Origin of the sequence: Brachybacterium sp. AOP24-D1-21, from assembly GCF_052378665.1 — a bacterium.
In the GTDB taxonomy this organism is placed as follows: domain Bacteria; phylum Actinomycetota; class Actinomycetes; order Actinomycetales; family Dermabacteraceae; genus Brachybacterium.
In genome coordinates this window covers 2055615-2080636 of the sequence record NZ_JBQSXX010000001.1, presented here as the reverse complement: position 1 = coordinate 2080636, position 25022 = coordinate 2055615, and the positions used below count along the sequence as shown (strand labels likewise).

Here is a 25022-nt window from a genome sequence, read left to right as displayed (position 1 = left end):
CACCACCAAGACAGCACAGTCTCCTGGACAATGGTGTGTCGAGCACACTATGGTGTGGGGCATGAGCGAGTCCTTCGATCCCCATCTGCAGGAGCTTCGGCGCGGCACCGTCGTGCTGGCGTGCCTGCGACTGCTGCGCACCCCCGGGTACGGATACAGCCTGCTCGAGCAGCTCGAGTCACGCGGCTTCACCACGGATGCCAACACCCTCTACCCGCTGCTGCGGCGTCTCGAGAAGCAGGGGTTCCTGACCAGCGAGTGGAACACCGAGGACTCCAGACCCCGGAAGTTCTACGTCACCTCGGCCGACGGCACCAGCCTGGCCGAGACCCTCAGCCAGGACTGGGTCGATCTCACCCGGTCCATCGCCTCCCTCACCGACGATCCGGGCACGCCCGAGGAGAACTGACATGACCACCACCTTGACCGAGCGCTACATCAGCGCCACGACCGACTCCCTCCCGCTCGAGACCCAGAGCGACGTGCGCGCCGAGCTCGAGGCCTCCATCGCCGACGCCATCGAGTCGCGCCTCGAGCAGGGCGAGGACCCTGCCGAGGCCGAGCGCGCCGTGCTCACCGATCTCGGTGACCCGGTCGCCCTCGCCGCGAGCTACACCGACCGGCCGCTGCACCTGCTGGGACCGCGCTACTATCTGGCCTGGTGGCGGCTGCTCAAGCTCCTGCTGGCGATCGTTCCCGCCTCCGCCGTCGGCGGTGTCGCCCTCGTCCAGGTCATCATCGGCGCCCCGGTCGGGGAGGTCATCGGGCAGGCGATCAGCGTGGGGATCTCCGCCACCGTGCACCTGTTCTTCTGGGTGACGCTGATGTTCGTCATCCTGGAGCGCACCGGGGCGGACACCGGTCACGACTGGGACCTCGACCAGCTGCCGGAGCCGCGCCCCACGGGGGCGGGCCGCTCCGAGGTGGTCGCCTCGGTGGTGTTCGCCGGACTGATGATCGGCGCGGTGCTCTGGGACCGCTTCCGCGGATTCGTGCAGATCGACGGCCACGCCCGCGACATCCAGATCCTCCACCCGCAGCTGTGGCCCTGGGCACTGCTCGGCATGCTCGCGCTCCTCCTGCTCGAGGTCGGGCTCGCCGTCCTCGTCCATCTGCGCCGCGGCTGGTCCACGGGCCTGGCTGTCGCCAACACCGCTCTCGCAGTCGTATGGGTCAGCGTGATCCTGACCCTGTTGGGCAACGGGCTCCTGGTGAATCCCGAGTTCATGGGCCTCGTCCTCCCCAGCGACGGGGGCGGGCCGGACACAGCTCGCGTAGTCGTGGTCCTGTTCGTGCTGAGCATCCTCGGGGTCGCTGCGTGGGACATCATCGACGGCTGGCGCAAGGCCGGTCGCGAGGCGAAGCATCGGGCGACGTCCCTCGGGACCGGCCTGCCCGTCTGATCTCTCGCCCCGCGATCCTCACGGAGCGGAGGACCCCGTGACGTCCGTGGAGCGCAGGCGATCCAGGCGTTCGCCGGCGCGCTCCGCGCGGTCGTCCTCCGTCAACTCCCACCAGGCCTCACCGCGCTCCCCCAGGCCCTCCTTGGCGAGCTGGACCCGGTCGCGCCAGGCCCGCACCTCGCTGGGGTCCTGGGACCTGCCGATCGCGGAGCGGGCCCGTCCCAGCTCGGAGCGCAGGGGGCCGGTGATCTCCTCGGGGAGATCGGGGTCGGTGGCCCGCCACCGGCGGCCGCGCACCACGATGTATCGACCGTCGGCGGTCCGCTCCGGCCCCTCGCCGGCACCCGGGTCGCCCATGGCGTCCGTGGTCAGAGCTCGGTCGTGGCGGTGCCGCCGGGTGGGCGCTCCCCGGCCACCTTCGCCTTGAGGATCTGCGCGAGCCCGGCGGCCTTGCCGCCGGGCAGGCCCCAGAACTGCGCGGATTCGCCGCTGACCCGCAGCAGTCCCAGGCTCGGGTCCTCCGGACCGCCGGGGAAGTAGGCTTCCGCCCCCTTGGTCCACAGCTGCTCGACCAGGGCACGGTCCTCGATGAACTCCGCGCTCCCGGCCACCGACAGCCACGACCCTGCCTGCGAGATCGAGAGATTCACCTGCGGGCCGCTGCGCAGCGCCTCGGCCTGGCCACCCTGCAGTCCGACGAAGAACCAGACGTCCGCGTCATCGGTCACGCCCTGGATGGACAGGGGGTGGGACAGGAGCTTGCCGTTGGGAAGTGCGGTGGTGAGCATGACGATGTCGGCGTCGCGGAGCGTGTCCACGACGTCCTCCAGGGCCAGGGTGTCGTCGGTCATCAGGGATCCTCCCGCGTTGCCGGTGCTGTCCCCTCCGACGGTACAAGCCTCCTCCTGTCCCGCGTGCGGAACCGACCGTTCGGTACCGATGCCCACCCGGGAGCGAGGGTCTCCGGTGCACCGGCATCCCGCCCGCGCGCCTCCCGCCTGGGGCGGTTTCCTGCTAGCACACCCACCGTCCTCCAGCCGTCGCGCGAAGCGATACCAGAGAAGGTCGAGAACACCTCGGCACGAGCCTCGCGATGCCGTACTTTGACGATCGTGACCACACACTTCGCGCAGCCGGCCCCGGAGCCCGACCTCAGCACGCCCAGCGACGTCGCTCCCGGCATCACCGTCGGCATCTCCGCCGCCGTCGGCCGCACCCCCCTGATCCGTCTCGACCGCCTGTTCCCGGACTCCGGGATCGAGATCCTCGCCAAGCTCGAGTCCGTCAATCCCGGCGGCAGCACCAAGGACCGTCCGGCCCTGGCGATGGTGCGCGATGCCTTCGCGCGCGGGCACCTCGAGGCAGGGGGCACGGTGGTCGAGTCGAGCTCCGGCAACCTCGGGGTCGCCCTGGCCCGGGTGTGCTCCACGCACGGGGTGCACTTCGTGTGCGTGGTCGACTCCCGCACCAATGCCACCACGGTGGCCACCATCCGGGCGCTCGGCGGGCAGGTCGAGATGGTCACGGAGCCCGATCCGGAGACCGGGGACCTGCTCACCGCCCGCCTGCATCGCGTCGAGCAGCTGCTCGAGCAGATCCCGGGTGCGGTGAACCTCTACCAGTACGGCAATCCCGCGAACCCCGGCGCGCACGCGGCCGGCACCATGGCCGAGATCGCCGAGGCCACCGATCACCGCCTGGACGTGCTGATGGCGGCGGTGAGCACCACCGGCACGATCGCCGGGTGCACCGCGTACCTCCGCGAGAACTCCATGGACACCCGCACGGTCGCGGTCGACGCCGAGGGCAGCGTCCTGTTCGGGGGCACGGCCGCACCGCGCCCGCTGCCCGGATTGGGCGCGGGCGTGGTCACCGACATCTCCCGCACGGTCGATCCGGATCGCGTGGTGCGCGTCAGCGGGCTGGACTGCGTGGTCGGGGCGCGCCTGCTGGCCCGCCGCGAGGGCATCCTCGCCGGCGCCTCCACCGGCGGCATCGTCCACACGCTGGGCTCCCTGGTTCCCGAGCTGGCACCCGGCTCGCGGGTGGCGTTCATCGTCCACGACGGCGGCGTGCCCTATCTCAGCACGGTCTACGACGACGACTGGGTCGAGCGGACCCTCGGGGCCGACGCCGACGCCCTGACCGACGCCACCGCATCATTGCAGGCCACGGCATCCCGGCAGGCCACCGCGCGACGTGGAGGACCAGGGCGTCCATGAGCACCCAGGACACGCCGGGGACCGGCCCCGACGCGACCGGCCCGCGGCGACGGCTGGCCGTGGTGGGAGCGGGACCGAAGGCGCTGTTCGCCCTCGAAGCACTCGCGGCGCACCTCACCGCAGACCTCGCCGCCGGCACCGGGGCCGTCAGCACCGAGACCCCCGGCGCCGCCATCGTGGACGTGACCGTGCTGGACCCCGCCGGGCTTCCCGGGACCGGCGCCGCCTACGCCCTCGACCAACCGCCCTACCTCCGCCTGAACGTCACCGCGGGAATCCTCGATGCGCCCGCCACCGGGACGGGGACGTCGTTCCCCTCCTGGGTGCGCCGAGAGCACCCCGGGCTCGCCGAGGATCCGTACCCGCCGCGGGCCGTCGTCGGCGCCTATCTCACACAGCGGTGGGCATGGATGGAGGCCTCTCTGTCCCGGGTCGGCACCCTGCGCCACCACCGCTGCCAGGTCGTCTCGGTGGAGCCCCATGCTGGACGGTGGCGGGTCGGGATCGAGCAGCCCGCCACGGCCGACGGCGCGGAGTCATGGGACGCCACGGCCGACGGTTCGTCGCCCGGGCGCGCGGCGCCCACCCTGCTCGATCGGTTCGACGAGGTGCTCCTGGCCACCGGCCACGCTGCCCGCCACCTCGGCGCGCTCGCGAGGTCGTGGACCGGCCCGCTCCCCCTCCGACCTGCCGTGCTGCCGGTGGAGGCCATGCTCGGCCCCGAGCAGGTCCCGCCCGGTTCCCGGGTGGCGGTCCGAGGCGCGGCCCTGACCTTCCTCGACGCCGCGCTCGCCCTCACCGAAGGGCGGGGTGGCAGGTTCGACCCGCATCCCCGTCATGAGAGGACGATCGTCCACCTCCGGGGAGCGGAGGAGCCAGCCACCATCCTCCCGACCGCGCGCCACGGCCTGCTGCTGGACGCGAAACCCGATCCCGGCACGCCGCTGCCTCCCGCAGGCGCCGCCGTGATCGAGGACGGGAAGCGGCGTCTCCGGGCAGCGACCAGCTCCCAGGGGGAGATCGCCCCGGATGTGGTGCTCGATGTGGTGCTCGATGCCGCGACCGCCATGATCCGGGGAGCGGGCGCCTCCGCCGCCGAGCGGTACCGCGCGGTCGAGCACACCCTCGCCACCGGTGCCGAGCCCGATCTTCCCTCCGGCCCGGGCCGCGCCGAGCGCGCCCTGCGCCGCAGCGTGGCCGTGGCGGAGGGGGCCCGTGCGCCGGGCCCCGCCTGGGCGCTGGGCCGCACCTGGTCCGCGCTCTACCCGCTGCTCACCGCCGGCCTCCGCGGCAGCGACATGACTGCGGGCGAATGGGAAGCGTTTCGCCGCACCGCCCAGGTGCTGGAGCGTTTCGCCTTCGGTCCGCCGCTGGTCAATGCCCGCAAACTGCTGGCCATGCTCGATTCCGGTGCGGTGGACCTGTCCTGGCTCGATGCAGGCACCGCGATCGATACCCGCGGTCTCCAGGGGATCCCGCAGGGTGCCGGGGCCGCGGACCTCGTGGTAGATGCGGTGCTGTCCCCGCCCGGGGTCCTCGGGATCACCGACGAGCTCACGGAGAACCTGCTCCGATCGGGTCTCGTGAGCGTCCGCCCGGGACGACGCGGGGCGGTCGTCGATCCCGACGCCACCGCGCGCCGGGCCGACGGGAGCCGCGCGGAGGGGCTCGCGCTGCTCGGCCGCCCGACGGAGGACCACGTGATCGGCCACGACACCCTCAACCGGCACCTGCACACCGAGATCCGGCACTGGGCCGCTCGCCTCGCACGCACCCTCGTCTCACCCGTGGGCGAACCTGCGGCCGAGGCCGGTGTGCCGGGAGAATCCACTGCATACGCCACCGCGGCGAAGGTCGCCGCCGGAACGCACCGGGAGACCAGGGAATGACGACCGCACCGCGCACAGATGGCCTCCCGACGAACGACGCCCTGCATGAGGGGGACGACCTGCGCACGGGGTGCCAGGGCATCCCGTCCCTGTCGGCACGGCTCGAGCCGTGGATGCAGGAGCTGCTCGCGGATCCCACGGCGTGCGCGGCGCTGCTCGAGGAGCACGGCAGCCCGCTGAACGTGCACGACTTCAGCGCGCTCGCGCGCAACGCGGCCGAGCTGTCAGACGTCGCCGAATCCGAAGGCGTCGCCCTGCGGATCTTCGTGGCCCGCAAGGCCAACAAGACGCTCGGGCTGGTCCGCGCCGCGCACGCGGCCGGGCTGGGACTCGACGTGGGCAGCCATCGCGAGCTCTCCCAGGTCCTCGACCTCGGCGTGCCCGCCGGCGACGTGGTCGTCACCGCCGCCATCAAGCCGGCCCCGCTGCTGCGCTTCGCGCTGGATTCCGGAGCGATGCTCGTCCTCGACAACCTCGACGAGGCCGCCGCCGTCGAGGCAGAGATCGCCCGCGAGCCGCTCGCCCCGCCGCGGCCCGTCGCGCTGCGTCTCGCACCGACGCCGAGCGACGTCGTGGGTCCCACCCGCTTCGGCGAATCCGCCTCCACCTGGCAGGGCTGGGCCGGGTCCCGGGAGGTCTCCCGCGGCGGACTCCAGATCCAGGGGATCCACTTCCACCTGCACGGCTACGACCCTCTCGCTCGGGCTCACGCCCTCGGCGAGGCCCTCGGCCTGGTCGACTCGCTGCGGTCGAGCGGACACCCCGTGAGCTTCATCGACATCGGCGGCGGGATCCCTATGTCCTACCTCGATGATGCCGAGCAGTGGGCGGCGTTCTGGGAGGCCCACGACCAGCAGAGCGACGATCCGACGGATTCTCTGACCTGGCGCGGGGAGCCGCTGCGGCAGGTCTATCCCTACCACCAGCAGGTGGTGCGCGGTCAGTGGCTGCGCACTCTCCTCGGAGCGGAGGTGCAGCCCGGAGTCCGCGCCGCCGACGCGCTGCGGGAGCGGGAGCTGGAACTGCGCTGCGAGCCCGGTCGGTCGATGCTCGACGGCTGCGGGATGACCCTCGCCCGCACCGTGCAGCGCACCACCACCAGCGACGGGATCCCGCTGATCGGGCTGGAGATGAACCGCACCCAGTGCCGTTCCACCTCCGACGACTTCCTGGTCGACCCGATCCTGGTGAGGACCGGCGGGGAGCCGTCGGCCCCGGTGGAAGCGTTCCTCGTCGGCGCCTACTGCATCGAGGCCGAGCTGATCCTGCGCCGGCGCCTGAGCTTCCCGGGCGGGGTGGCGATCGGCGACGTGGTGGCGCTGCCGAACACCGCCGGTTATCTCATGCATATCCTCGAGAGCGCCTCGCACCAGATTCCGCTCGCCTCGAACGTCGTCAGCGGCCCGGACGGGATCCGGCGGGACCGCATCGATGCCGTCGCGCCGCAGCGCCCGTGGACGGACGCACCGCGCGACTGACCGGTCGCCGGGTCAGGGATCAGCCCTGCAGCGGATAGTCCACGTAGGCGATCCGGCGGGAGTCCGGGGCCCAGCTGTTCACGTTCATGGTGCCCTGCCCACCGAACACGGCGGTCAGATCACGGATCCCGTTGCCGTCGGCCGCGGCCAGGCGCAGGATCACCTCGCGATCCGCCGGGTGCCCTTCGGTGCCGGGCGGGAAGCTGACGTAGGCGAGGCGGGCACCGTCCGGGGAGAGGTGCGGGAACCAGTTCACGCGCTCATCATCGGTGAGCTGCTCCATCCCGGTGCCGTCGGGGCGCATGCGGAAGAGCTGGGCGTGCCCGGCCACGGTGCGGGACCGCTCGGAGTTGAGGTAGATCCAGGCCCCGTCCGGGGAGTACTCCGGGCCGTCGTCGGGGAACTCGTTGTCGGTGAGCTGGGTGCTCTCCCCGCCCTCAGCGCGGATCGTGAACAGGTTCGGAGGCACCCAGGACCCGTCAGAGCGCCGCTGGACGCCGGTGTAGGCGAGCGTGGCACCGTCGGGACTGACGCCATGCAGGTAGTGCAGGAGCCCGTCCCCGAGGGTGATCTGCTCGGCGGGGCCACCGGTGAGCAGGGCTCGGTAGATGTGGCTGTCGTCGGCGGAGACGAACACGTGCTCCCCGTCGGGATCGAGCACGTGGTCGTTGTTCAGGGGTTCCATGCCCTCGAGCGGGATCCGCTGCGGTGCACCGCCGGTCCGGTCCGGGCGGTCCAGGTCCCCACCGCCGTCCAGGTCGAGGCGGAACAGGTGGCCGTCGCCGTTGAGGATCAGCGCGGCGCCGTCCAGCGTCCAGTTCGGTGCCTCGTACAGCACCGCCTCGGACTCGTGAAGGATCTGGTCCTCCCCGGTCTCCACGTCGAGCACGTGGATCCGTGAGCGCTGTCCGGGGGCGAGGGCGCGTGGCATGGGAGTCCTTGTCGTCGACGATCCGCGCGGGGGCTGGGCTTCCATCGCCCCCCCGGTCCGGCTCCGGCACCCGGCTGCGGCATCGCTGGGCCCAGGCACAGCACCCTATCCGACCGTCGGAACCCCTCGACTGCCCGGAGGCGACCCGGGAGTCGCACCGGCGCTGGGGGTGCCGGAGGGGCCGGAGGCCGCCGGTGGCGCCGCCGCGGCGTCCGCGCGCTCAGCGCGCTGGGTCGCGGCCCAGCTCGCGAGCAGCCGCATGCGCTGCGCGGACTGCGAGCCGGGCTCGGTGGAGTAGACGATCACGGCACGGCCGGGCTCCGCCGTGATGGCGAGCTCCTCATAGGTGACGGTCAGCTCGCCGACCACCGGATGCTCGAACCGCTTGAGGCCGGAGCCGTGAGTGCGCACGTCATGTGCGCCCCACAGTCGACGGAAGGTATCGCTGCAGGTGGAGAGCTCTCCGACGAGGTCCTGCAAGGTCGCGTCATGCGGGATCTTGCCCGCTTCGACCCACATGCTGCTCACGCACATCTCAGCGAACCGGTCCCAGTCCGGGTAGAAGTCCCTCGATGCCGGATCGAGGAACTGGAAGCGGGCGAGGTTCGGGGAGCGCCCGCCCTCGCCGTCCCCGATCAGCGGAGCGTAGAAGGCGCGTCCCAGCTCGTTGGTCGCGAGCAGGTTCTGGTACTGGTCCCGCACGAAGGCGACGCCGTCGGTGAGGGAGTCCAGTGCCCATTGCAGGCCGGGCCGCACCGGGGCGGGCGTCGCGGCGCTGCGCCGTCGAGGCCTGCCGGAGGTGGGGATCCCGTCGGCCGCAGGTGCCAGATCCAGCAGGTGGATGCTCTCGGTCTCATCGAGCTGCAGGGCCGTGGAGACGGCGTCCAGCACGGAGGCCGAGGCGCCGGCGATCGCGCCGCGCTCGAGCTTCGCGTAGTACTCCACGCTGACCCCGGCGAGCATCGCGACCTCGCTGCGGCGCAGGCCCGCCACGCGCCGGTTGCCGCCTGCGGGCAGTCCCGCCTGCTGCGGGGTGACCTTCGCGCGGCGGGTCATGAGGAACTCGAGATCTGCCTCGAGGGCCACCCCTCCCGCTGTGTGAACGCCATCTTCGTGGACGGCGCGATCGGCACCCAGGCCGAGAAGGCCCGGATCCCCTTCGCCGACGGCACCCTGGTCGCCACCCCCGGCCGGCCCGACGCGGACCTCATCCCCTCACTGCTGGCCACCTCCGACGTGCTGGGCACCGGCTGGTTCGCGGCCGACGCCGCCCAGGCCGGCCCCGGAAGGATCGTCGCCGTGGTCGGTGACGGCGCCGTGGGCCTGATGGGAGTGCTGGCCGCGCAGCAGATGGGCGCCGAGCGCATCATCATCTTCAGCCGCCACCCGGACCGGAAGGCGCTGGCCCGCGAGCACGGTGCGACCGACATCATCACCGAGCGCGGTGACGAGGGCGTGACCCGGCTGAAAGAGCTCACCGGCGGGCTCGGCGCGCACTCCACGATCGAGGCCGTCGGCACCCAGGAGTCGATGATGCAGGCGATCCGCTCGACACGCCCCGGCGGCTCCGTGGGCTTCGTGGGCGTCTCGCATGATGTCCAGCTGCCGGGCGGTGAGCTGTTCTTCTCCGCCGTCCATCTCCATGGCGGGCCGGCTCCGGTGCGCCGCTACCTGCCCGAGCTGATCCAGCTGGTCTGGGACCGGAAGATCGACCCGGGCAAGGTCTTCGACCTCACGCTGCCGCTGGCCGATGCCGCCGAGGGCTACCGGGCGATGGACGAGCGGCGTGCCACCAAGGTGCTGCTCACCCTCTGACCTTCCGCCCATTCCCTGCTCTCTCCGCCCCCGGACTCTCTCCGCCCCCGAAAGGCACCTCCTTGACCGCGACGCTCCCGCCCACCTCGACCTCTGCCGCACCGACCGCCCTGCCCCCGGTGATCTACGTGCTGACCGCCGGGACCTTCCTCATGGCCACCACCGAGTTCGTCTTCGCCGGCCTGCTCACCTCGGTCGCCGGGGACTTCTCGGTGACCGTCGCCCAGGCGGGCCACGCGATCACCGTCTTCGCGGTCGGGATGATCCTCGGCGCGCCGACGATGGCGCTGGCCACCCTGCGCGTGCCCCGTCGCGTCACCCTCACCGCAGCGCTCGTGATCTTCTCCGCCGGCCACGCCGTCGGTGCGCTCACCGGCAGCTTCGGCGTGCTGCTGGGCACCCGCTTCGTCACCGCCGTGGCCACCGGAGCGTTCTGGGCGGTCGCCTCGGTCGCCGCCGTCGACGCCACCGGACCTCGGATCCGCTCCCGCGCGCTCGGCATCATGCTGGGCGGCGGCATGGTCGCCAACGTGCTCGGAGTGCCGCTCGGGGCGCTCGTCGGGCAGTTCATCGGCTGGCGCGGCACCTTCTGGCTGCTCGCCGTGCTCGCTGCCGTGCTCGCCGCGGCAGTGGCCCGGATGGTGCCGGCCGCGAGCAGGTCCGGGGCCCTCCCCTCGGTGCGGGCCGAGCTCGCGTCCCTGCGCTCGGGAAGGCTGTGGCTGGTGCTGGCGACCTGCGCGATGGTCACCGGCGGAGCGTTGTCGATCTACAGCTTCATCTCCCCGATCCTCACCGACGCCGCCGGGATCCCCGAGCTGGGGGTGCCGGTCGCACTGATGGGCTTCGGCCTCGCGGCACTGGTCGGCTCGATCCTCGCCGGCTGGATGGGCGACACCCGTCCGTTCGCCACCCCCGTGCTCACCGCGGCAGCGACGCTCGTGATCGCCCTGGCCCTGCTGCTGCTGCTCCCCGCGCAGCCGGCGCTGATGCTCCTCCTGTTCGTGCTGCTGGGGCTGGTGAGCCTCTCGGCGAACCCGGTGCTGGTAGGGCTCGCGAACCGCTACGGCGGCGAGGCCTCGACGCTCGCCACCTCGATGCCGACGGCGATGTTCAACCTCGGCACGGCGATCGGCACCGGACTGGCGGGGACGGCTCTCGGCAGCGGGCTCGGGGTGCAGGGGCCGCTGCTGGTCGGCGCCGTGGGCGCCGCGCTGGTCCTGGTGCCCCTGGGCCTGCTGGTGCTGCGTGAGCGGGGCCTGCGCCGGGTGCGCTGAGCTCCCCCGGTCACGCTGAGCACCCCGGTCACGCTGAGTTCACCCGGTCACGCTGAGCACCCCGGTCACGCTGAGTTCACCCGGTCACGCTCCACCGTTGCAAAGGCGGGGGAATGGGTCCCGCGTCCTCCATTCCGCCAGCTCTGCAACGTTCGACCGTGCGCACCGACCGCGCGAGCGCTCTACGGGGCGCGGCGTGCTCAGGCGGCGCGCCGGGCTCAGGCGGCGCGGCGCGCCCGGTGCGCGGCGATCGCCGCGTCGGCGTCGGCCATCACGAGCATGCCCTGGATGTGCCCGCCGGCGAGCGCACCGCCCGCGGCCGAGGCCCCGACCTGCGCCATGGGGTCCGCAGCGTTGCCCGCGACCCACACCCCGGGCACCTCGGTCGCTCCGGCGAAGCCGGTGGCGATCTTCTGGCCCATCCCGCCGGGCAGCTCCTCGATCTCGAGACCGAGGTCCTCGAGTCCGTCCAGCCGCGGGGTCATGACCGTCGCGACCGTGAGCACGGAGCGCGGCACCAGCTCGCCGCCCTCGAGCCGCACCCCGGTGATGCCGCCATCCTCGCTCGCGACGATCTCCTGGATCGGGGACTCGCGCACGGTGATGCCGAGCGCCTCGCAGCGCTCGCGGGCATCGTCGTCGATCTCGATCCCGGGCGCGAACACGGTGACGTCCTCGGTGAGGGCGCGGAACATGAGCGCCTGGTGGAGGGAGGCGGGCCGGGTGGCGATCACGCCGATCGCCTGGTCGCGCACCTCCCAGCCGTGGCAGAAGGGGCAGTGCACGAGTCCGCGCCCCCAGTGCTGGGCGAGTCCCGGGATCTCGGGCAGCTCGTCGCGGATCCCGCTGGCCACCAGCAGCTGGCGCGCGGTGAGGGTGCGGCCGTCGGCGAGGACGATCTCGAACCGCAGGTCGCCCTCCGCCGACGGTGCGGCGGCGCGTGCGGAGGCGACCTCCCCGGCGACGACGAGCCCGCCGTACTGCCGCACCTCGGCGCGGCCGCGGGCGAGGTAGTCGGCCGGAGGGGTGCCCTCGTTGCCGAGCAGGGCGTGGATCCCTTCGGCCGGGGCGTTGCGCGGGGTGCCGGAGTCGATCACGACGACACTGCGGCGGGAGCGGGCGAGCATCAGCGCGCCGTTCAGGCCGGCGGCCCCGCCGCCGATCACGGCGAGGTCGACGAGCTCGGCGGGCAGACCCTGGGACTGGGACTGGGACTGGGACTGGGACTGGGACTGGGACTGGGACTGGAGAGCGTGAGGTGCGTTCATGCTCGCCACGCTAGACACGCCTTGCCGCGCCTGCATAGCATCTTGCCCATGACGCAAACTTCTGAGGGTGTGGATGGCCTGGTGCGCCAGCGGCTGCGTGCCCTGCGCCACGCCCAGGGCCTCTCGCTCGGCGAACTCGCCGCCCGTGCCCACATCAGCCCCTCCACGCTGTCGAGGATCGAGAACGGGCAGCGCCGCCTGGCGCTCGATCAGCTGGTCACGCTCGCTCGGGCGCTGGACACCGGCCTCGATGAGCTGGTCGAGATGCAGACCGAGGAAGTGGTCTCCCACCCGAGCTCCGACCACGGCCTGGACACGCTCCGCTGGCGCATCCGCCACTCCCCCGACTCGGTGATCCTGCGCAGGCGAGTGACCGGTCCGCCGCCGGAACTGTCCCGGATGCGCGCCCATCCCGGACACGAATGGCTGGTGGTCCTCTCCGGGACGCTGACCCTGCTGCTGGGCGAGCGTCGCTACCGGGTCGGCACCAACCAGTCCGCCGAGTTCGACACGATGCTGCCCCACGCCTTCGGCGCCGAAGGCGGACCGGCGGACGTGCTGATGCTCGTGGACCCGGAGGCGCGAAAGGGGCACCGGGAGGACGATGCTCCCTGATCCCCCCTGGGCTCCCCGACTCGCGCCACCACGTTCCCCGGCTCACACGCCACAAGGCCTTCAGGACAGGAACCACAGGCGCATACTGGCCTTGACGCCGCCGCGATGACGACGCCTCACCCCGGGTGAGCGAGAGCCTCCCGCGACTGGACGAAGGATCTGGCGATGTCCACCCAGCCCATTGACGCATCACGGCCCACCGTCACAGCGCCGCACCCATCGGCCCCCGTCGCATACCCCTGGTACCTGCGGTTCTCGTGGCTCCTCACCCTGGGCATCGGGATCCTCGCCTATCTCGCGACTTTTACGATCATGCTCCTGACCAGGAACCCGACCTTGCTGCCCACCATCTTGCTGGTGGGCGCGGCGACGATCCCGCTCACGGTGCTGCTGCTGGCGCAGTCCAGCAAGGTGGGCGCGCTCGTGCCCACCCGGATCGTGCTGCTCACCGCCGTGCTGGGCGGACTGTTCGGGATCTGCGCCGCCGGTCTTGAGGAGGCCATCGCCGGACTCGTGCTCGGCAGGGCGTCGATCCTGCTGGTCGGCATCATCGAGGAGTCGGCGAAGCTGGTGGTGCCGCTGATCGTGCTGGCGCTGGCCCACCGGGTCACCCGCGGCGGCGGGATCGTCATCGGCATCGCCTCGGCCACAGGCTTCGCAGTGCTCGAGACCATGGGATACGGCTTCAACGCGCTGCTGTCGAAGAACGGCGGCCTGGGGGCGCTGGATGCGACGCTGGTGCTGCGCGGGATCCTGGTGCCGGCCGGTCACGTGGCCTGGACCGGCTCGATCTGCGCGGCGCTGTGGTACCTGGTCGAGACCACCCACAAGGGTCGCGGTGTGCTCGCCCTGGTCGTGTCCTACGTCGGCGCGATCATCCTCCACACCGCCTGGGATGCGACCACAAACGGCGTGCTGCACATCGCCATCGGGCTGATCAGCGTCGGGGTGCTCCTGTGGCTGATCATCGCCGCGCACCGAGCCTTCGTGCGACGCGCCACTGGCGAGGAGTCATCGCTCCGCCAGGGGTGATTGCAACATCAGATCCCGCCACGGATATGGCGTCGGGAATAAAGCACTGGGCTTCCCGGTTGTTCCCTGGTAGCGTCCTACGAGTTCATGGGTGGTCGAGCCTGTGAGCCGGACCGACGACGTGTCGTCACCTGGCGGAGAATCCCGCCACCTGGACGTGAGACCCGTCCACTCGATCACTGCGAACCCCGCAGCTCGCGCACTGCCATGACGGCAGCGCACCCCGAGCTCGCCTCGCAGGGCCTGCGCCCTCGCACCGCCTCCATCCCGCCGACTCGGCGGCCTCCCGTGGAGCTTCGCGACCGGTGCGCGCCACCGGCCACGGCCCGCCCCAGCGGCGCCCGGCCAGCGAACGTCCGCCCCAGCGGACAGCTCGCATCCTGCGCACCTCGCGCATCCCGGCACCCTGCCGGACCCAGACATCCGTCGGCCCAGGGCCGACTTCGAAGGAGTAGTCCCATGCAGTACCAGACCATGAATCCCGAGCATCGAATGCAGTCCCCCCAGCCGCATCTCGTCGTCTTCCGTGACCAGAGCGCGGGCCTGCGCTACCTCACCCGCTCCACGCGCACGTCGGAGCACACCACCACCTGGGAGGACGGGAACATCTATCCCGTCGTCGAGGTGGACCTGTCCTCCGCGGCGCACCTGGCGCGCCAGCAGGCGCGTCACCCCCAGCGTGAGCTGGCCGGCGCCGCAGCCTGAGTCGGGCCGGCTGAGCTGACCGGCTGAGCTGAGCTTGGCCGGCTGAGCTTGGCCGGCTGAGCTTGGCCGGCTGAGCTGAGCTTGGCCGGCTGAGCCGGGGCCCCAGGGGGCCGAGCCCCGAGCCGAGCCCTGAACAGAAGAGCGAGCCGTAGGTTGCGTCCCCCATAGAGCCGTATGAGGAGAGCAACCTACGGCTCGCTCGCCGTGGGCCATCCGAATCGGCCCCGGCCCGCCTGTTCAGGCGGGCCGGGGCCGAGTCAGGGTGCTGTGGGGGCCGGTTCAGGCCACCGCGGCCCCGCGCTTCTTGCAGACCAGGTCGAAGGCGACTGCAGCCAGCAGCACCAGGCCCTTGATGGTCATCTGCCACGAGGGATCCACGGCCAGGATCGACAGGCCGATGTTCAGCACGCCCCTGATCAGCGCACCGATCATCGCGCCCGAGATCTTGCCGGCGCCGCCGGTGACCGCGGCGCCGCCGATGAAGCAGGCGGCGACCGCCAGCACGATCGGGAGCCCGCCGGAGGGCTTCGCCAGCAGGTAGGCGAAGAAGCCCAGCACCACGACGCCCGCGGCGGCCTTGGCCCAGTAGACCTTCGCCGGCTCGACTGCGACCCCGTGCTTGCGCATCTCACCGCGACGGCGCAACCAGGACAGGATCAGGCCCGCGGCGCCGAGAGCGGCGATCAGCAGGGTGACGCCGTCACAGCAGGGGTCTACCGTGGCATCATGGCCCGCTCTCGAGCCGCCGCGAGACGAGGTGCCACCGTGATGAGCACGCCGGAACCACCACTGACAGAGACCGACGTGCTGATCGTCGGCGCCGGGCCGACGGGCGTGATGGCGGGCCTGGTCCTCGCCCGACGCGGAGTATCCGCCCTGGTCATCGACCCGAAACCGGGGCCCACCCGGGAGTCGCGGGCGATTGTGGTCCAAGCCCGGAGCATGGAGATCCTCGATCAGCTGGGACTTGCCCAGCCTGTGCTGCAGGATGGCCAGAGCGCCGCTGGCCTCCGCCTGCGCGGCGGGCGAGACCCGGCCGGGATCGAGTTCGCCGCCCGGCAGCAGGGATGGACCCCGTTCCCCGGCGCCCAGATCTTCGAGCAGAGCCGCACCGAGGCGCTGCTGGGCGAGACGCTCGCCACGGAGGGTCGACCGGTGCTGTTCGGGCACCGGCTGATCTCCTTCGAGGTGCAGGCCGCAGAGAGCGCTGTCAGACCGGAGGGGCTCGCCGAAGGGCCGGTCGAAGGGGCCGCCGAACGGCCGGTCGAGGCGCTCGTCGACGGTCATGCCGAGGGTCCGGTCGAGGCGCTGGTCGAGGGGCCGGACGGCCCGCTGCGGATCCGCTGCCGTTGGCTGATCGGAGCCGACGGGGCGAGCTCGCCGGTGCGCCACCAGCTGGGCCTCGACTTCGAGGGCGTGACCGACGATGCGGCTTTCTGCGTCGCCGATCTGCGCGGGGTCGAGGACGCCCCGCCCGATGCATTGTCGGTGCGTCTCGGCCAGGAGCGTTTCGCGCTCCTCTTCCCGCTGGGGCCGAACGGTCATGCGCGGCTGATCTGGCTGCACGGCGATGCCCACCCCGAGCAGGAGGAGGCTCTGGCCGGCGCACGGGAGGATCTCGGCATCCGCTATGAGCGAGTCGACTGGTTCTCTGCCTACCGGGTCCATCACCGGGTCGCCGCGGAGTTCCGGACGGGCCCGGTGTTCCTCGCCGGGGACGCGGCCCATGTGCACTCCCCCGTGGGCGGTCAGGGTATGAACACCGGCCTGCAGGATGCCCATCACCTGGCGAACCTGCTGGCAGATGTCACCGCAGGGCACCTCGACGAGGCGGCGCTGGACCGCTACGAGGACGAGCGTCGACCGGTCGCACTCACCTTGATCCGGGCGACCGACCGTGCCTTCGGGGCGATCGCCCGGACGGGCCGGCGCTCAGCCTTCCTGCGCCGACGAGGCCGGGATGTGCTCGCCGTGCTCGCGCCGCGGCTGCTGCGCACCCCGTTCGGTCCGTACGCCGCGGGGCTGCTCGGCCAGTACCGGATCCGGTACCACGCGGTCCCGAAGGGACAGTCGCCGCCGCGCTGGGCGCGCGACCGGGCCGTCGGCCTGCGACTGCCGCCGACGCAGGAGAACGCGGCAGCCCTGGGCGCAATGGCCTGGCAGCTGCACACCTACGGGATCGTGGCGGCCCGGCCCACCTCCGCGCCAGACTGGATCGAGGGACCGCTCACCTTCCCGCCGGACTCGCTCGGACGACTGCACGACGACCACCTGTACCTGGTGCGACCGGATGGTTACGTCGCCGCGTCCTGGCCCGTCCATGCCGGAGCGGTGGCAACAGCAGACGTCGACGCGGCGCTCGCGGCATACTGCGCGATCCGCTGAGCGGCGCTCACGGCGCACTGCGAGATCCGCTGAGCCGCTCACTCCGCCGCTGCGCTGAACGGCCCAGCCTCCCCATGACGACCGGTCCGAACCGCCCCGGACCCGGTCGGCTGGAAAAGTGCTCCCCCGAGCGGGAATACTCAGCCCCGCCCCACCGTTGAACTTTCAGTCATCAACGGAGGAGATCCTCATGCAGAAGAACATCCACCCCGACTACCGCCCCGTCGTCTTCCGTGACCGGAGCGCCGGGACCGCCTTCCTCACGAACTCGACTCGCACCTCCGAGCGCACCATGACCTGGGAGGATGGCCGCGAGTACCCGGTCGTCGACGTCGAGGTCTCCTCGGCCTCGCATCCCTTCTGGACCGGACGCGGTGGCGTGGTAGACACCGCAGGCCGCATCGAGCGCTTCCGCCGCCGCTACGCGGGCAAGGTCGTCACCGCCCACGGCGCCACGGCCTGAGGCCCGCGCACAGAGAGCGACCTGGTCAGGCCCCGGCACCGAGCACGTGCCGGGGCCGCCAGTCGAGCAGCTGCTGCGCCGCGTCGTCATCGATCGCGTGGGGCGCTGAGGTCACGGCGATCGCCTCGTAACGGCCACCGCGGTCCCGGTGCAGCGCAGCCCATACGGCGGCGACCAGGTCCTCGGGATGCATCGCTGCGTGCACCGTGCCATCGCCCATGCGCATCAGCTGCGCGTCCTTCTCCGGCTCGACCGGGGTCTTCCAACGCGGCCAGTCCTGCGCGGTGGTCGGGAACGCCAGCCGTAGAGAGGTCACCGCGATCGGCCCCTCCTCCGGAGTGGGCGCCTCACCCTCGGCCGAGATCCGCAGTGCGCTCTCGGCGAGGCGCTGGGTGAGCCCGTACAGCAGAGTCTCGTCCGGTGCCGCACCGGCCGGGACCGGGTCGATGCAGTAGCGGGAGAAGACGGACAGAGAGCTGATGTGCACGAAGGACCGGGCTCCGGACCGGCGGGCCATGCGCAGAGCGAGCAGCACCGCTCCGACGTTGGTCGAGATCGCCTCCGCCGTGCCGGGCAGCTGCTCGGCTTCGGTCCCCCGCGGCAGATGAGCGGCCAGATGGACCACCGCCTCGACCCCCTCGAGCGTTTCGGCGAGCGCGACAGGATCGTCAGCCGGCGCGACGATGTCGCGGACCCCGTCGACAGGTTCAGTGCTGCGGTCCAGGACGGTCAGCTCGTGCTGGTGCCGCCATGCCGCGACCAGGGAGCTGCCCACGCCGCCCTTGCCGCCGATGAGTGCGATGCGCATGGGGGCATCGTGCCACGACGGTTCCGACGGTTCTGACGGTTGCGACGGTTGCGACGGTTGCGACGGTTGCGACGGTTGCGACGGGGAGCGTGCCTCAGTCGAGCAGGCCCGCCAGCCGCGGCGCGAGCCGCTCGGCCATCACCCGATAGCCCTCCGCAGTGGGATGCAGCAGGTCGCCGAGGAGCTCCATCTCGTCGAAGCCGAGGATCTCGGTGCCGTCGATCAGGCTGATCAGCGGATCGAGGCGCTGCAGCACCTCGACGCTGCGATGGACCAGGTCGCGGATCTGACGCTGGGTGAGACCGACGGCGTTGGGCTGGTCCTCGCGGTGGGGACCGGCGGCGATCGAGCTCATCACCACGATCGGCGCCTCGGTCAGACGGCGCACGTAGTCGACGAAGCCGATCATCGCCGGGGGCAGGCTGCGCTCGGAGAAGGTGTTCGCGCCGTAGACGTTCGCACCGAGGCACAGGGTGACGAGATCGGGACGCGAGCGGCCGATGGTCTCGGCCAGCGGCGGGTCCAGGTGGCACTGCCCGGACATGCCCAGTGCCGTGAGCTCGTAGGAGTTCTGGGCGGCGACCAGCGCGGGCCAGGTCCCGGTGGGGCTGTCTGCCTGGTTGCACTGGGTGATCGAGCTGCCGTGGACAGCCCAGCGGGGGCCGCGGGGCGGGGCCGGGGCCAGCTGGGTGACGGAGTGCAGGAGCACCTGTTGGACAGTGGTCGGGGCGGCGTGAGGCAGCCGGAGCTCCACCCGGGCGAGCTTTCCCGGCAGCTCGATGCGAGCGGTCACGTTCCCACCGGCCTCCCGGGTCGCCACCAGCTCACCGTCCACCACGACATCCAGGCACCGCGCCGAATTCGCATGCGCCTCTGTGGTGGTCAGCTCGACCTCGAGGGCGCTGGCATCGGTGTCGACCGCCAGGCGCACCCCGTTGGGGATCCGTGCCAGCTCCTCGACCTCGGCGTTCATGATCCGCTCGAGCTGCGCCGGGGCCACCCGCCAGGGCTGGGCGCCGGCGGCCGTCTGAGTCCAGGTCGCGGCACCGGACCACGCTTCGGGAAGGTCGGTCGGCATCACGCGACGAGTGGTGGGGACGGCACTGGTCATCGGGGCTCCTTGCACGGCAGCGATGCCGTGGGCGGCGGGCTGAGATCCGACAGCGATGCTACAAGCCACGGTGCCGTCACGACCGCCTGCGCGACGACCGGAGCAACAGCGAGCGGGACCGCCTGCGCGGAGGACCTGACCGGGCTCAGACCTGCCCGTCGTCGAAGTAGTCGCGCAGTTCCTGCGGGACCGGCGGCACGTCCAGCGGCACCCCGCCGCTGCGGATCGACTCCGCGCCGTACACCCCGGTGGCCACGGCCTCACGTGCGGCAATGGCGGAGACCTCGGTGGTCCCGCCGGAGCGGGCGAAGCGCAGGAACTCGGCGACCAGGCTGGGATCGGCGCCGCCGTGGCCGCCGTCGGCCCGGGCGATGACCTCGACGGCGTCGGGCCGGCCGGGGCCCGAACGGCGCGATTCCCAGATATGGATCTGGTCCCCGCTGCCGTCCCCCATGTTCTCGATCCTGCCCGCGTCCCCGATCACCGTGTAATTGCGGAAGTAGTCGGGCGTGAAGTGACACTGCTGGTAGGAGGCGAGCACGCCGTTGTCCAGCGTCATGTTGAGCATCGAGATGTCCTCGACATCGATGACGGGGTTCAGCTCCTTCTGAGCCGTGGGTGGCCAGATGTCGGCGTCGTACCAGTCGCGCATCAGGCGGTCGGAGTTGTCGCGCCGATCGGTAATGTCGCCATAGACGGCGAGGTCACCGATGCCGGAGACCCGGCGGGTGTAGCCGCCGGCGAGCCAGTGGATCACGTCGATGTCGTGGGCGCCCTTCTGCAGCAGCAGGCTCATCGACTTCGCACGCTCGGCGTGCCAGTCCTTGAAGTAGAAGTCGCCGCCGGCACCCACGAAGTGCCGGCACCAGATCGCGCGCACCCGGCCGATGCGGCCCGAGTCGACGATCGCCTTCATCTGGCGCACCACCGGCATGTGGCGCATGTTGTGGCCGATGTACAGCCGAGCCCGCTTCTCCTTCGCGAGCGCGAGCATCGCGTCGGTGTCCTCGACGCTGATCGCCATGGGCTTCTCGCAGAAGGTGGGGATCCCCGCCTCGAGGGTGGTCAGCGCGACCGAGGCATGCGCGAAGTCAGGGGTGAGGATCATGACCGCGTCGACCTCATGGTCGGCCAGCAGCTGCTCGACGGTATCCACGGTCGGGATCTCCTCGCCGAGCGCTTTGCGAGCGTTCGCCTTGCCGAGCTCGCTCGGGTCGGCGACGACGGTGATCGCCGAGCCCTCCCCCGGCTGGTGGGCACGCAGGGCCAGGTAATGGCGGGATCCGAAGCCGATGACGCCGATCCGGAGGTCTTTCATGAGGGGACCGCTTTCGAGAGGAGCCGGGACAGCACCGCTTCATCGTCACAGCTTCGTGTGAGGAGCGCAGTGCCCAACTGTTGTTAACCGATTTACAGGTATTGTGGGAGCATTTCCGATCTGGGGCACCCTGTCAAGCAGAGCCGGTCGGGCCTGCAGTGTTCTGCAGGAGCGCGTGCTCTCAGTCGTCGGTGCGCCCGAATCGGTGCTCCGCGGCGAGCGCGAGCCGCGTGGGCTGCTTCTCGAGATCCAGCAGCAGCACCTCGTTGCGGCCCTCGCGCACCAGCGGTGCGGGGACGTAGAGGGTCAGCTGGGGACCGATGTTCCAATAGCGGCCCACGCAGAAGCCGTTCACGTAAGCCACCCCGTGGCCAGCGCCGGAGACGTCGAGGAAGGTGTCGGCGGGACTCTCCGCCTCGAAGGACGCGCCCACCAGCACCGGGAGCGCGTCGGCATCGGATGCTGCAGCGTCGTTGGCTGCAGTGGCGCGTGGTGCGGCGTCGGATGCTGCAGTGTCGGCCCCGGCGGTGAGCGCCGAGTGGGGCCCGGCCGTGAGCGAGGGAGCGGCCTCGAGCAGCGCGGCGAGCTCTGCCCCCATCTCCTCAAGCGGCCAGGAATCGGCCTCCCAGCCGTTGAGGAAGCGGATGGTCTGCCAGACACCGCCGAGGATGCCCTTGCGCTCCCCGAGCTTCGGTCCGAAGTTCACGCGTCCCAGGTTCTCCACCAGGATCTCGACGCGCACGGTGCGGCGCCCGCCGTCGGGCAGCAGCCGCCCGAGGAACGGGGTCAGCTCGATCGTGGCCGGGTCGATCTCGCTCTCCTCGTTGCCGACCACGCCGGTCGCCCCGAGGTAGACCCCGTCCACATAGACCCAGGCACGATCATGCAGGTCGTAGAGCTTCAGCGGGGAGATCTCGGGGCGTCCTTCACGCTCGACCGCCGCGATCTCGATCTCCCGGGAGAGTCGCAGAAGGCCCCGCTCCAGCCCGACATCCTCGAAGGCGGGCGGCGTGGGATGCACCTCGGCGGCGCGGGTGAACCGCTCGGTGCCGCGCAACGAGGCGAGCTTCTCGACCCTCACGTCTCCGGCAGGCAGAGTCGCCGGCTGCGCGACGAGCTCCAGCTGCTCGAGGTGCTCCTCGAGCGGGGGCAGCTCACGATGCTCCGCGATCACCTCCCGGAAGGCGCGGAACTTCTCGGTCAGCGCACCGTTCTCCGCGATCGGGGCGTCGTAGTCATAGCTGGTGGTGGTGGGCTGGAGGAAGCCGAAGTGGTTGGCACCGGCCTGCAGGCCGAAGTTGGTGCCGCCATGGGCCATGTAGAAGTTCACGCTCATGCCGTGATCGAGCATGTCGGCGAGCTCCCCGGCGGCGTCCCCGCCGGTCCGTTCGTGGTGCCCCTCGCCCCAGTGGTCGAACCAGCCGTTCCAGAACTCCATGCACATCTGCGGCTGGGCGGGCAGCTCCTCCTCGGCCATCGCCAGCACCTCCAGAGCACGGGAGCCGAAGTTCACGGTCGCGAGCGCGCCGTCGACCGCGCCACCGGTCAGCCACATCCGTGCCGGCCCGTCGGAGGTCACCAGCAGCTCCTCGATGCCGCGCGCGATCAGACCGTCGCGCAGGTGCGCGAGGTACACCGTGTCGTCACCGAAGCTGCCGTACTCGTTCTCCACCTGCACCATCACCACGTTGCCGCCGCGAGCCGCCTGTCGGTGGGCGATCACCGGAATCAGCTGATCGAACCAGGCGTCGACCAGCTCCAGATAGGGGGCGTTGCGGTTGCGCAGGCGGAGGTTGCGGTCCGCGAGGATCCAGCCGGGGAAGCCTCCGTTCTCCCATTCGGCGCAGATGTACGGGCCGGGGCGCACGATCGCGTCGAGGCCCTCCTCCGCGGCGATGTCGAGGAAGCCTCCCAGATCCGCGAAGCCCTCGAAGGTGGTGACGTCGCGGGCCGGCTGGTGCACGTTCCAGGCCACGTAGGTCTCCACTGTGTTGCAGCCCATCGCGACCAGGCGGCGCAGCCGGTCGCGCCACTGCTGAGGATGGACGCGGAAGTAGTGGATCGCGCCGGAGACCACCACATGCGGCTCCCCGTCACGGAGGAACCCGTCCGGGGTGGGCTGGAGCAGGGCAGTCATCGTCGAAGGTCCTCTCGGGTCACACGTCTTCCATCAGTGTCTCAGGAGCGGGCGGCAGGGCAGGCAACGCCCCGACGCCCCGCAGTCGCTCAGCTCTCGCGGATCACCGCGACAGCGCCGACGGGCACGGTGTGGGCGCCGTCCGCCTCGGTGTCGCGCAGCAGCTCCCGACCACTGACCTGCACCACCTGATCGCGATCGGAGTGGTTGAGCACGAAGAGATAGGTGGTGCCGTCCTCGGCGAAGCGGCGCACCGCCTCGACATCGCGGTGCAGGCCGGGCACAGTCGGTTCCACGCCCGCGGCGCCGACGACCTCCGCCACCAGCGTCTCGAGCCCCTCCGCCACCGGATGGGCGGCCACGTACCAGGCGGCGCCTCCCTCCTCCCCCACGGCATTGCGGGTGATCGCGGGCCAGCCGTGCAGCGGACCATCGGCCCAGGAGCGCATCGCTTCGGCACCCTCGAGGTGCGTCTTCTCGCTCCACATGTCCGCGGCGGTGCCGTCATCCAGGTGCAGGATCTCGCCCTCCTGCAGGGCGTAGAACTCCTCGGTGCGCACGCCCAGCAGGTCTCGGAATGCGCCCGGGTAGCCCCCGAGGTAGATGTGCTCGTTCTCGTCCACGATCCCGGAGAAGAAGGTGATCACGACCTGCGCTCCGGCACGGGCGGCCTCGTCCAGGCGCTCCGCCTCCTGGGCGCTGACCGTGTAGAGGGTCGGAGCGATCACCAGCTCGTAGCCCGTCAGATCAGCGCTGGTGGGGACGATGTCCACCCCGATGCCGAGGTCCCACAGCGCGGTGTACCAGCGCAGCATCTCCTCGCTGTAGCGCAGGGCCTGGGTGGGGTGGGAGTCCAGCTCGCTGGCCCACCAGGAGGGATAGTCCATGACCAGCGCCACCCGGTTCAGCACACGGCTGCCATGGACCGGGGCGAGGGACTCCAGGGCGCGGCCCAGAGCCACGGTGCCGCGCCACACGTCGGTGTCGCGCCCGCCGTGCGGGACCATCGCCGAGTGGAACTTCTCGGCGCCGGCCTGGGACTGGCGCCACTGGAAGAACATCACCCCGTCGGCCCCGCGAGCGACGTGCGAGAGGGAGTTGCGCAGCATCTCCCCGCGACCCTTGGTGCGGTTGCGGGGCTGCCAGTTCACCGCGGAGGTGGAGTGCTCCATGAGGATCCACGGGTCACCGCCGGCGACGCCACGGGAGAGGTCCGCGGCGAAGGCCAGCTCGATCTGGCCGCGCGGATCGGCCGCGATCAGGTAGTGGTCGTTGGCGACCACGTCCACGTCTCCCGCCCAGGAGTAGTAATCCATCCACTTCGTGGCGCTCGAGAGCATGAAGTTGGTGGTGGCGGGGACGTGCGGGGTGACTTCGCGCAGCACGTCGCGCAGCGCCCGGTAGTGGGTGAGCAGCTCGTCGCTCGAGTAGCGGGCGAAGTCGAGCTGCTGGGTGGGATTGGCGTAGGTGGGCGCGGCGCGCGGCGGCAGGATCTCCTCGAAGGAATCGTAGCGCTGGGACCAGAAGGCGGTGCCCCAGGCGTGGTTCAGCGCCTCGATGCTCTCGTAGCGCACCTCCAGCCAGCGACGGAAGGCTGCGGCGGCGTGGTCGGAGAAGTCATGGGGCACGTGACAGCCCAGCTCGTTGTCGACATGCCAGAGCGCGAGCGCGGGATGCTCCCGGTACCGCTCGGCCATCACGCGGGTCATCCGCAGCGCGTACTCGCGGAACAGAGGCGAGGAGACGGCGTAGGCCTGTCGGCCGCCCTGGCCGAGCACGGTGCCGTCCTCGGTGACCGGGAGGATCTCGGGGTGGTTCCGGGTGAGCCACGGCGGCGGGGAGGCGGTCGCAGTGGCGAGAGCGACCTTGATCCCGGCGTCGGCGAGGTCGTCCATCACCTCGTCGAGCCAGCCGAAGTCGTACTCGCCCTCGCGCGGCTCGAGCATGGCCCAGGAGAAGATCGCGACGCTGAGCAGACTCACGCCGGCCTCGCGCATCAGCTCGATGTCCTCGAGCCGGACCTCCCGGGGCCACTGCTCGGGGTTGTAGTCCCCGCCGTAGGCGATCCCGTCGACTCCGAGCGGCCAGGGGCGTGCAGCGGTCATGTCTCCTCCATTGCGAGAACGATCCAGAAGTGCGTGCGACCAGGCTAGTCGCCGGCACCGCTG

22 protein-coding genes and 1 pseudogene are annotated in these 25022 nt (G+C 71.3%); 12 read left to right on the top strand and 11 right to left on the bottom strand.

Annotated features, from left to right (window positions below):
* The first annotated feature begins 61 nt into the window (after positions 1-61).
* Positions 62-409 carry a PadR family transcriptional regulator gene (locus ACT3UF_RS09290; protein WP_441446352.1) on the top strand — a complete coding sequence of 116 codons (348 nt, stop codon included), beginning with the start codon at positions 62-64 and terminating at the stop codon, positions 407-409.
* Position 410: 1 nt separating this feature from the next.
* On the top strand, positions 411-1403 hold the full coding sequence (locus tag ACT3UF_RS09285; RefSeq protein WP_444601029.1) for a permease prefix domain 1-containing protein: 993 nt from the start codon (positions 411-413) through the stop codon (positions 1401-1403).
* Between the two features lie 18 nt (positions 1404-1421).
* Here ACT3UF_RS09285 and ACT3UF_RS09280 read toward each other — a convergent pair whose 3' ends face one another.
* Together ACT3UF_RS09280 and ACT3UF_RS09275 are read right to left on the bottom strand one after the other, a co-directional pair.
* Positions 1422-1760, bottom strand: a complete 339-nt coding sequence (locus ACT3UF_RS09280; RefSeq protein WP_444601030.1) for a biopolymer transporter Tol — start codon at positions 1758-1760, stop codon at positions 1422-1424.
* Between the two features lie 11 nt (positions 1761-1771).
* Positions 1772-2254, bottom strand: a complete 483-nt coding sequence (locus ACT3UF_RS09275) for a pyridoxamine 5'-phosphate oxidase family protein (protein WP_444601031.1) — start codon at positions 2252-2254, stop codon at positions 1772-1774.
* Positions 2255-2515: 261 nt separating this feature from the next.
* Between ACT3UF_RS09275 and sbnA the strand changes: the two genes are divergently transcribed.
* The 3 genes from sbnA to ACT3UF_RS09260 are packed head-to-tail and all read left to right on the top strand — an operon-like array spanning position 2516 to position 6992.
* The gene (sbnA, locus tag ACT3UF_RS09270; RefSeq protein WP_444601032.1) at positions 2516-3625 is read left to right on the top strand and encodes a 2,3-diaminopropionate biosynthesis protein SbnA; all 1110 of its coding nucleotides are present in this window, start codon (positions 2516-2518) and stop codon (positions 3623-3625) included.
* Complete coding sequence (locus tag ACT3UF_RS09265; protein ID WP_444591951.1) at positions 3622-5514, top strand: FAD/NAD(P)-binding protein; 1893 nt, start codon at positions 3622-3624, stop codon at positions 5512-5514. Before sbnA ends, ACT3UF_RS09265 begins: the two co-directional genes overlap by 4 nt.
* Positions 5511-6992 carry a Y4yA family PLP-dependent enzyme gene (locus ACT3UF_RS09260; protein WP_441445363.1) on the top strand — a complete coding sequence of 494 codons (1482 nt, stop codon included), beginning with the start codon at positions 5511-5513 and terminating at the stop codon, positions 6990-6992. The genes ACT3UF_RS09265 and ACT3UF_RS09260 overlap by 4 nt, the downstream gene beginning before the upstream one ends.
* A 19-nt stretch (positions 6993-7011) precedes the next feature.
* On the opposite strand, the gene ACT3UF_RS09255 is transcribed toward ACT3UF_RS09260, so the two are convergent.
* Both ACT3UF_RS09255 and ACT3UF_RS09250 read right to left on the bottom strand, forming a co-directional pair.
* Positions 7012-7923: a TolB family protein gene (locus tag ACT3UF_RS09255; protein ID WP_444601033.1), complete on the bottom strand. Its 912-nt coding sequence runs from the start codon at positions 7921-7923 to the stop codon at positions 7012-7014.
* A 105-nt stretch (positions 7924-8028) separates the two neighbouring features.
* Positions 8029-8979: a helix-turn-helix domain-containing protein gene (locus ACT3UF_RS09250; RefSeq protein WP_444601034.1), complete on the bottom strand. Its 951-nt coding sequence runs from the start codon at positions 8977-8979 to the stop codon at positions 8029-8031.
* 9 nt (positions 8980-8988) lie between these two features.
* On the opposite strand from ACT3UF_RS09250, the pseudogene ACT3UF_RS09245 reads away from it, so the two are divergent.
* Both ACT3UF_RS09245 and ACT3UF_RS09240 read left to right on the top strand, forming a co-directional pair.
* Positions 8989-9738 (top strand): annotated as a pseudogene (locus ACT3UF_RS09245) (zinc-binding dehydrogenase); the annotation flags it as partial.
* A gap of 62 nt (positions 9739-9800) precedes the next feature.
* Positions 9801-11012, top strand: coding sequence for an MFS transporter (locus ACT3UF_RS09240; RefSeq protein WP_444601035.1), 1212 nt, complete (start codon positions 9801-9803; stop codon positions 11010-11012).
* A 218-nt stretch (positions 11013-11230) separates the two neighbouring features.
* Here ACT3UF_RS09240 and ACT3UF_RS09235 read toward each other — a convergent pair whose 3' ends face one another.
* On the bottom strand, positions 11231-12280 hold the full coding sequence (locus ACT3UF_RS09235) for an NAD(P)/FAD-dependent oxidoreductase (RefSeq protein WP_444601036.1): 1050 nt from the start codon (positions 12278-12280) through the stop codon (positions 11231-11233).
* Positions 12281-12328: 48 nt separating this feature from the next.
* Between ACT3UF_RS09235 and ACT3UF_RS09230 the strand changes: the two genes are divergently transcribed.
* The 3 genes from ACT3UF_RS09230 (at position 12329) to ACT3UF_RS09220 (ending at position 14632) form a co-directional block, all read left to right on the top strand.
* Positions 12329-12895, top strand: a complete 567-nt coding sequence (locus ACT3UF_RS09230) for a helix-turn-helix domain-containing protein (protein WP_441445358.1) — start codon at positions 12329-12331, stop codon at positions 12893-12895.
* 165 nt (positions 12896-13060) lie between these two features.
* On the top strand, positions 13061-13927 hold the full coding sequence (locus ACT3UF_RS09225; RefSeq protein ID WP_444599103.1) for a PrsW family intramembrane metalloprotease: 867 nt from the start codon (positions 13061-13063) through the stop codon (positions 13925-13927).
* Between the two features lie 459 nt (positions 13928-14386).
* Positions 14387-14632 carry a hypothetical protein gene (locus tag ACT3UF_RS09220; protein ID WP_441445356.1) on the top strand — a complete coding sequence of 82 codons (246 nt, stop codon included), beginning with the start codon at positions 14387-14389 and terminating at the stop codon, positions 14630-14632.
* Positions 14633-14911: 279 nt separating this feature from the next.
* On the opposite strand, the gene ACT3UF_RS09215 is transcribed toward ACT3UF_RS09220, so the two are convergent.
* Positions 14912-15277, bottom strand: a complete 366-nt coding sequence (locus ACT3UF_RS09215) for a hypothetical protein (RefSeq protein ID WP_444608281.1) — start codon at positions 15275-15277, stop codon at positions 14912-14914.
* 81 nt (positions 15278-15358) lie between these two features.
* Between ACT3UF_RS09215 and ACT3UF_RS09210 the strand changes: the two genes are divergently transcribed.
* Entirely contained in the window at positions 15359-17017 is a 1659-nt protein-coding gene (locus ACT3UF_RS09210) for an FAD-dependent monooxygenase (RefSeq protein WP_444601037.1), read from the top strand.
* A gap of 190 nt (positions 17018-17207) precedes the next feature.
* Complete coding sequence (locus ACT3UF_RS09205; RefSeq protein ID WP_441445353.1) at positions 17208-17480, top strand: type B 50S ribosomal protein L31; 273 nt, start codon at positions 17208-17210, stop codon at positions 17478-17480.
* A 25-nt stretch (positions 17481-17505) separates the two neighbouring features.
* On the opposite strand, the gene ACT3UF_RS09200 is transcribed toward ACT3UF_RS09205, so the two are convergent.
* The 5 genes from ACT3UF_RS09200 to ACT3UF_RS09180 form a co-directional block, all read right to left on the bottom strand.
* On the bottom strand, positions 17506-18288 hold the full coding sequence (locus ACT3UF_RS09200; RefSeq protein WP_441445352.1) for an NAD-dependent epimerase/dehydratase family protein: 783 nt from the start codon (positions 18286-18288) through the stop codon (positions 17506-17508).
* A 94-nt stretch (positions 18289-18382) separates the two neighbouring features.
* Entirely contained in the window at positions 18383-19399 is a 1017-nt protein-coding gene (locus tag ACT3UF_RS09195; protein ID WP_441445351.1) for a GDSL-type esterase/lipase family protein, read from the bottom strand.
* A gap of 145 nt (positions 19400-19544) precedes the next feature.
* Positions 19545-20717, bottom strand: a complete 1173-nt coding sequence (locus tag ACT3UF_RS09190) for a Gfo/Idh/MocA family protein (protein ID WP_441445350.1) — start codon at positions 20715-20717, stop codon at positions 19545-19547.
* A 181-nt stretch (positions 20718-20898) separates the two neighbouring features.
* On the bottom strand, positions 20899-22854 hold the full coding sequence (locus tag ACT3UF_RS09185) for a glycoside hydrolase family 35 protein (RefSeq protein ID WP_441445349.1): 1956 nt from the start codon (positions 22852-22854) through the stop codon (positions 20899-20901).
* A gap of 89 nt (positions 22855-22943) precedes the next feature.
* Complete coding sequence (locus ACT3UF_RS09180; protein WP_441445348.1) at positions 22944-24959, bottom strand: beta-galactosidase; 2016 nt, start codon at positions 24957-24959, stop codon at positions 22944-22946.
* Positions 24960-25022 lie beyond the last annotated feature (63 nt).

Coding starts and splice junctions, on each gene's coding strand:
- ACT3UF_RS09290 (WP_441446352.1), top strand. CDS start 62: ATGAGCGAGTCCTTCGATCCCCATCTGCAGGAGCTTCGGCGCGGCACC.
- ACT3UF_RS09285 (WP_444601029.1), top strand. CDS start 411: ATGACCACCACCTTGACCGAGCGCTACATCAGCGCCACGACCGACTCC.
- ACT3UF_RS09280 (WP_444601030.1), bottom strand. CDS start 1,760: ATGGGCGACCCGGGTGCCGGCGAGGGGCCGGAGCGGACCGCCGACGGT.
- ACT3UF_RS09275 (WP_444601031.1), bottom strand. CDS start 2,254: ATGACCGACGACACCCTGGCCCTGGAGGACGTCGTGGACACGCTCCGC.
- ACT3UF_RS09265 (WP_444591951.1), top strand. CDS start 3,622: ATGAGCACCCAGGACACGCCGGGGACCGGCCCCGACGCGACCGGCCCG.
- ACT3UF_RS09260 (WP_441445363.1), top strand. CDS start 5,511: ATGACGACCGCACCGCGCACAGATGGCCTCCCGACGAACGACGCCCTG.
- ACT3UF_RS09255 (WP_444601033.1), bottom strand. CDS start 7,923: ATGCCACGCGCCCTCGCCCCCGGACAGCGCTCACGGATCCACGTGCTC.
- ACT3UF_RS09250 (WP_444601034.1), bottom strand. CDS start 8,979: ATGACCCGCCGCGCGAAGGTCACCCCGCAGCAGGCGGGACTGCCCGCA.
- ACT3UF_RS09235 (WP_444601036.1), bottom strand. CDS start 12,280: ATGAACGCACCTCACGCTCTCCAGTCCCAGTCCCAGTCCCAGTCCCAG.
- ACT3UF_RS09230 (WP_441445358.1), top strand. CDS start 12,329: ATGACGCAAACTTCTGAGGGTGTGGATGGCCTGGTGCGCCAGCGGCTG.
- ACT3UF_RS09225 (WP_444599103.1), top strand. CDS start 13,061: ATGTCCACCCAGCCCATTGACGCATCACGGCCCACCGTCACAGCGCCG.
- ACT3UF_RS09220 (WP_441445356.1), top strand. CDS start 14,387: ATGCAGTACCAGACCATGAATCCCGAGCATCGAATGCAGTCCCCCCAG.
- ACT3UF_RS09210 (WP_444601037.1), top strand. CDS start 15,359: ATGGCCCGCTCTCGAGCCGCCGCGAGACGAGGTGCCACCGTGATGAGC.
- ACT3UF_RS09205 (WP_441445353.1), top strand. CDS start 17,208: ATGCAGAAGAACATCCACCCCGACTACCGCCCCGTCGTCTTCCGTGAC.
- ACT3UF_RS09200 (WP_441445352.1), bottom strand. CDS start 18,288: ATGCGCATCGCACTCATCGGCGGCAAGGGCGGCGTGGGCAGCTCCCTG.
- ACT3UF_RS09195 (WP_441445351.1), bottom strand. CDS start 19,399: ATGACCAGTGCCGTCCCCACCACTCGTCGCGTGATGCCGACCGACCTT.
- ACT3UF_RS09190 (WP_441445350.1), bottom strand. CDS start 20,717: ATGAAAGACCTCCGGATCGGCGTCATCGGCTTCGGATCCCGCCATTAC.
- ACT3UF_RS09185 (WP_441445349.1), bottom strand. CDS start 22,854: ATGACTGCCCTGCTCCAGCCCACCCCGGACGGGTTCCTCCGTGACGGG.
- ACT3UF_RS09180 (WP_441445348.1), bottom strand. CDS start 24,959: ATGACCGCTGCACGCCCCTGGCCGCTCGGAGTCGACGGGATCGCCTAC.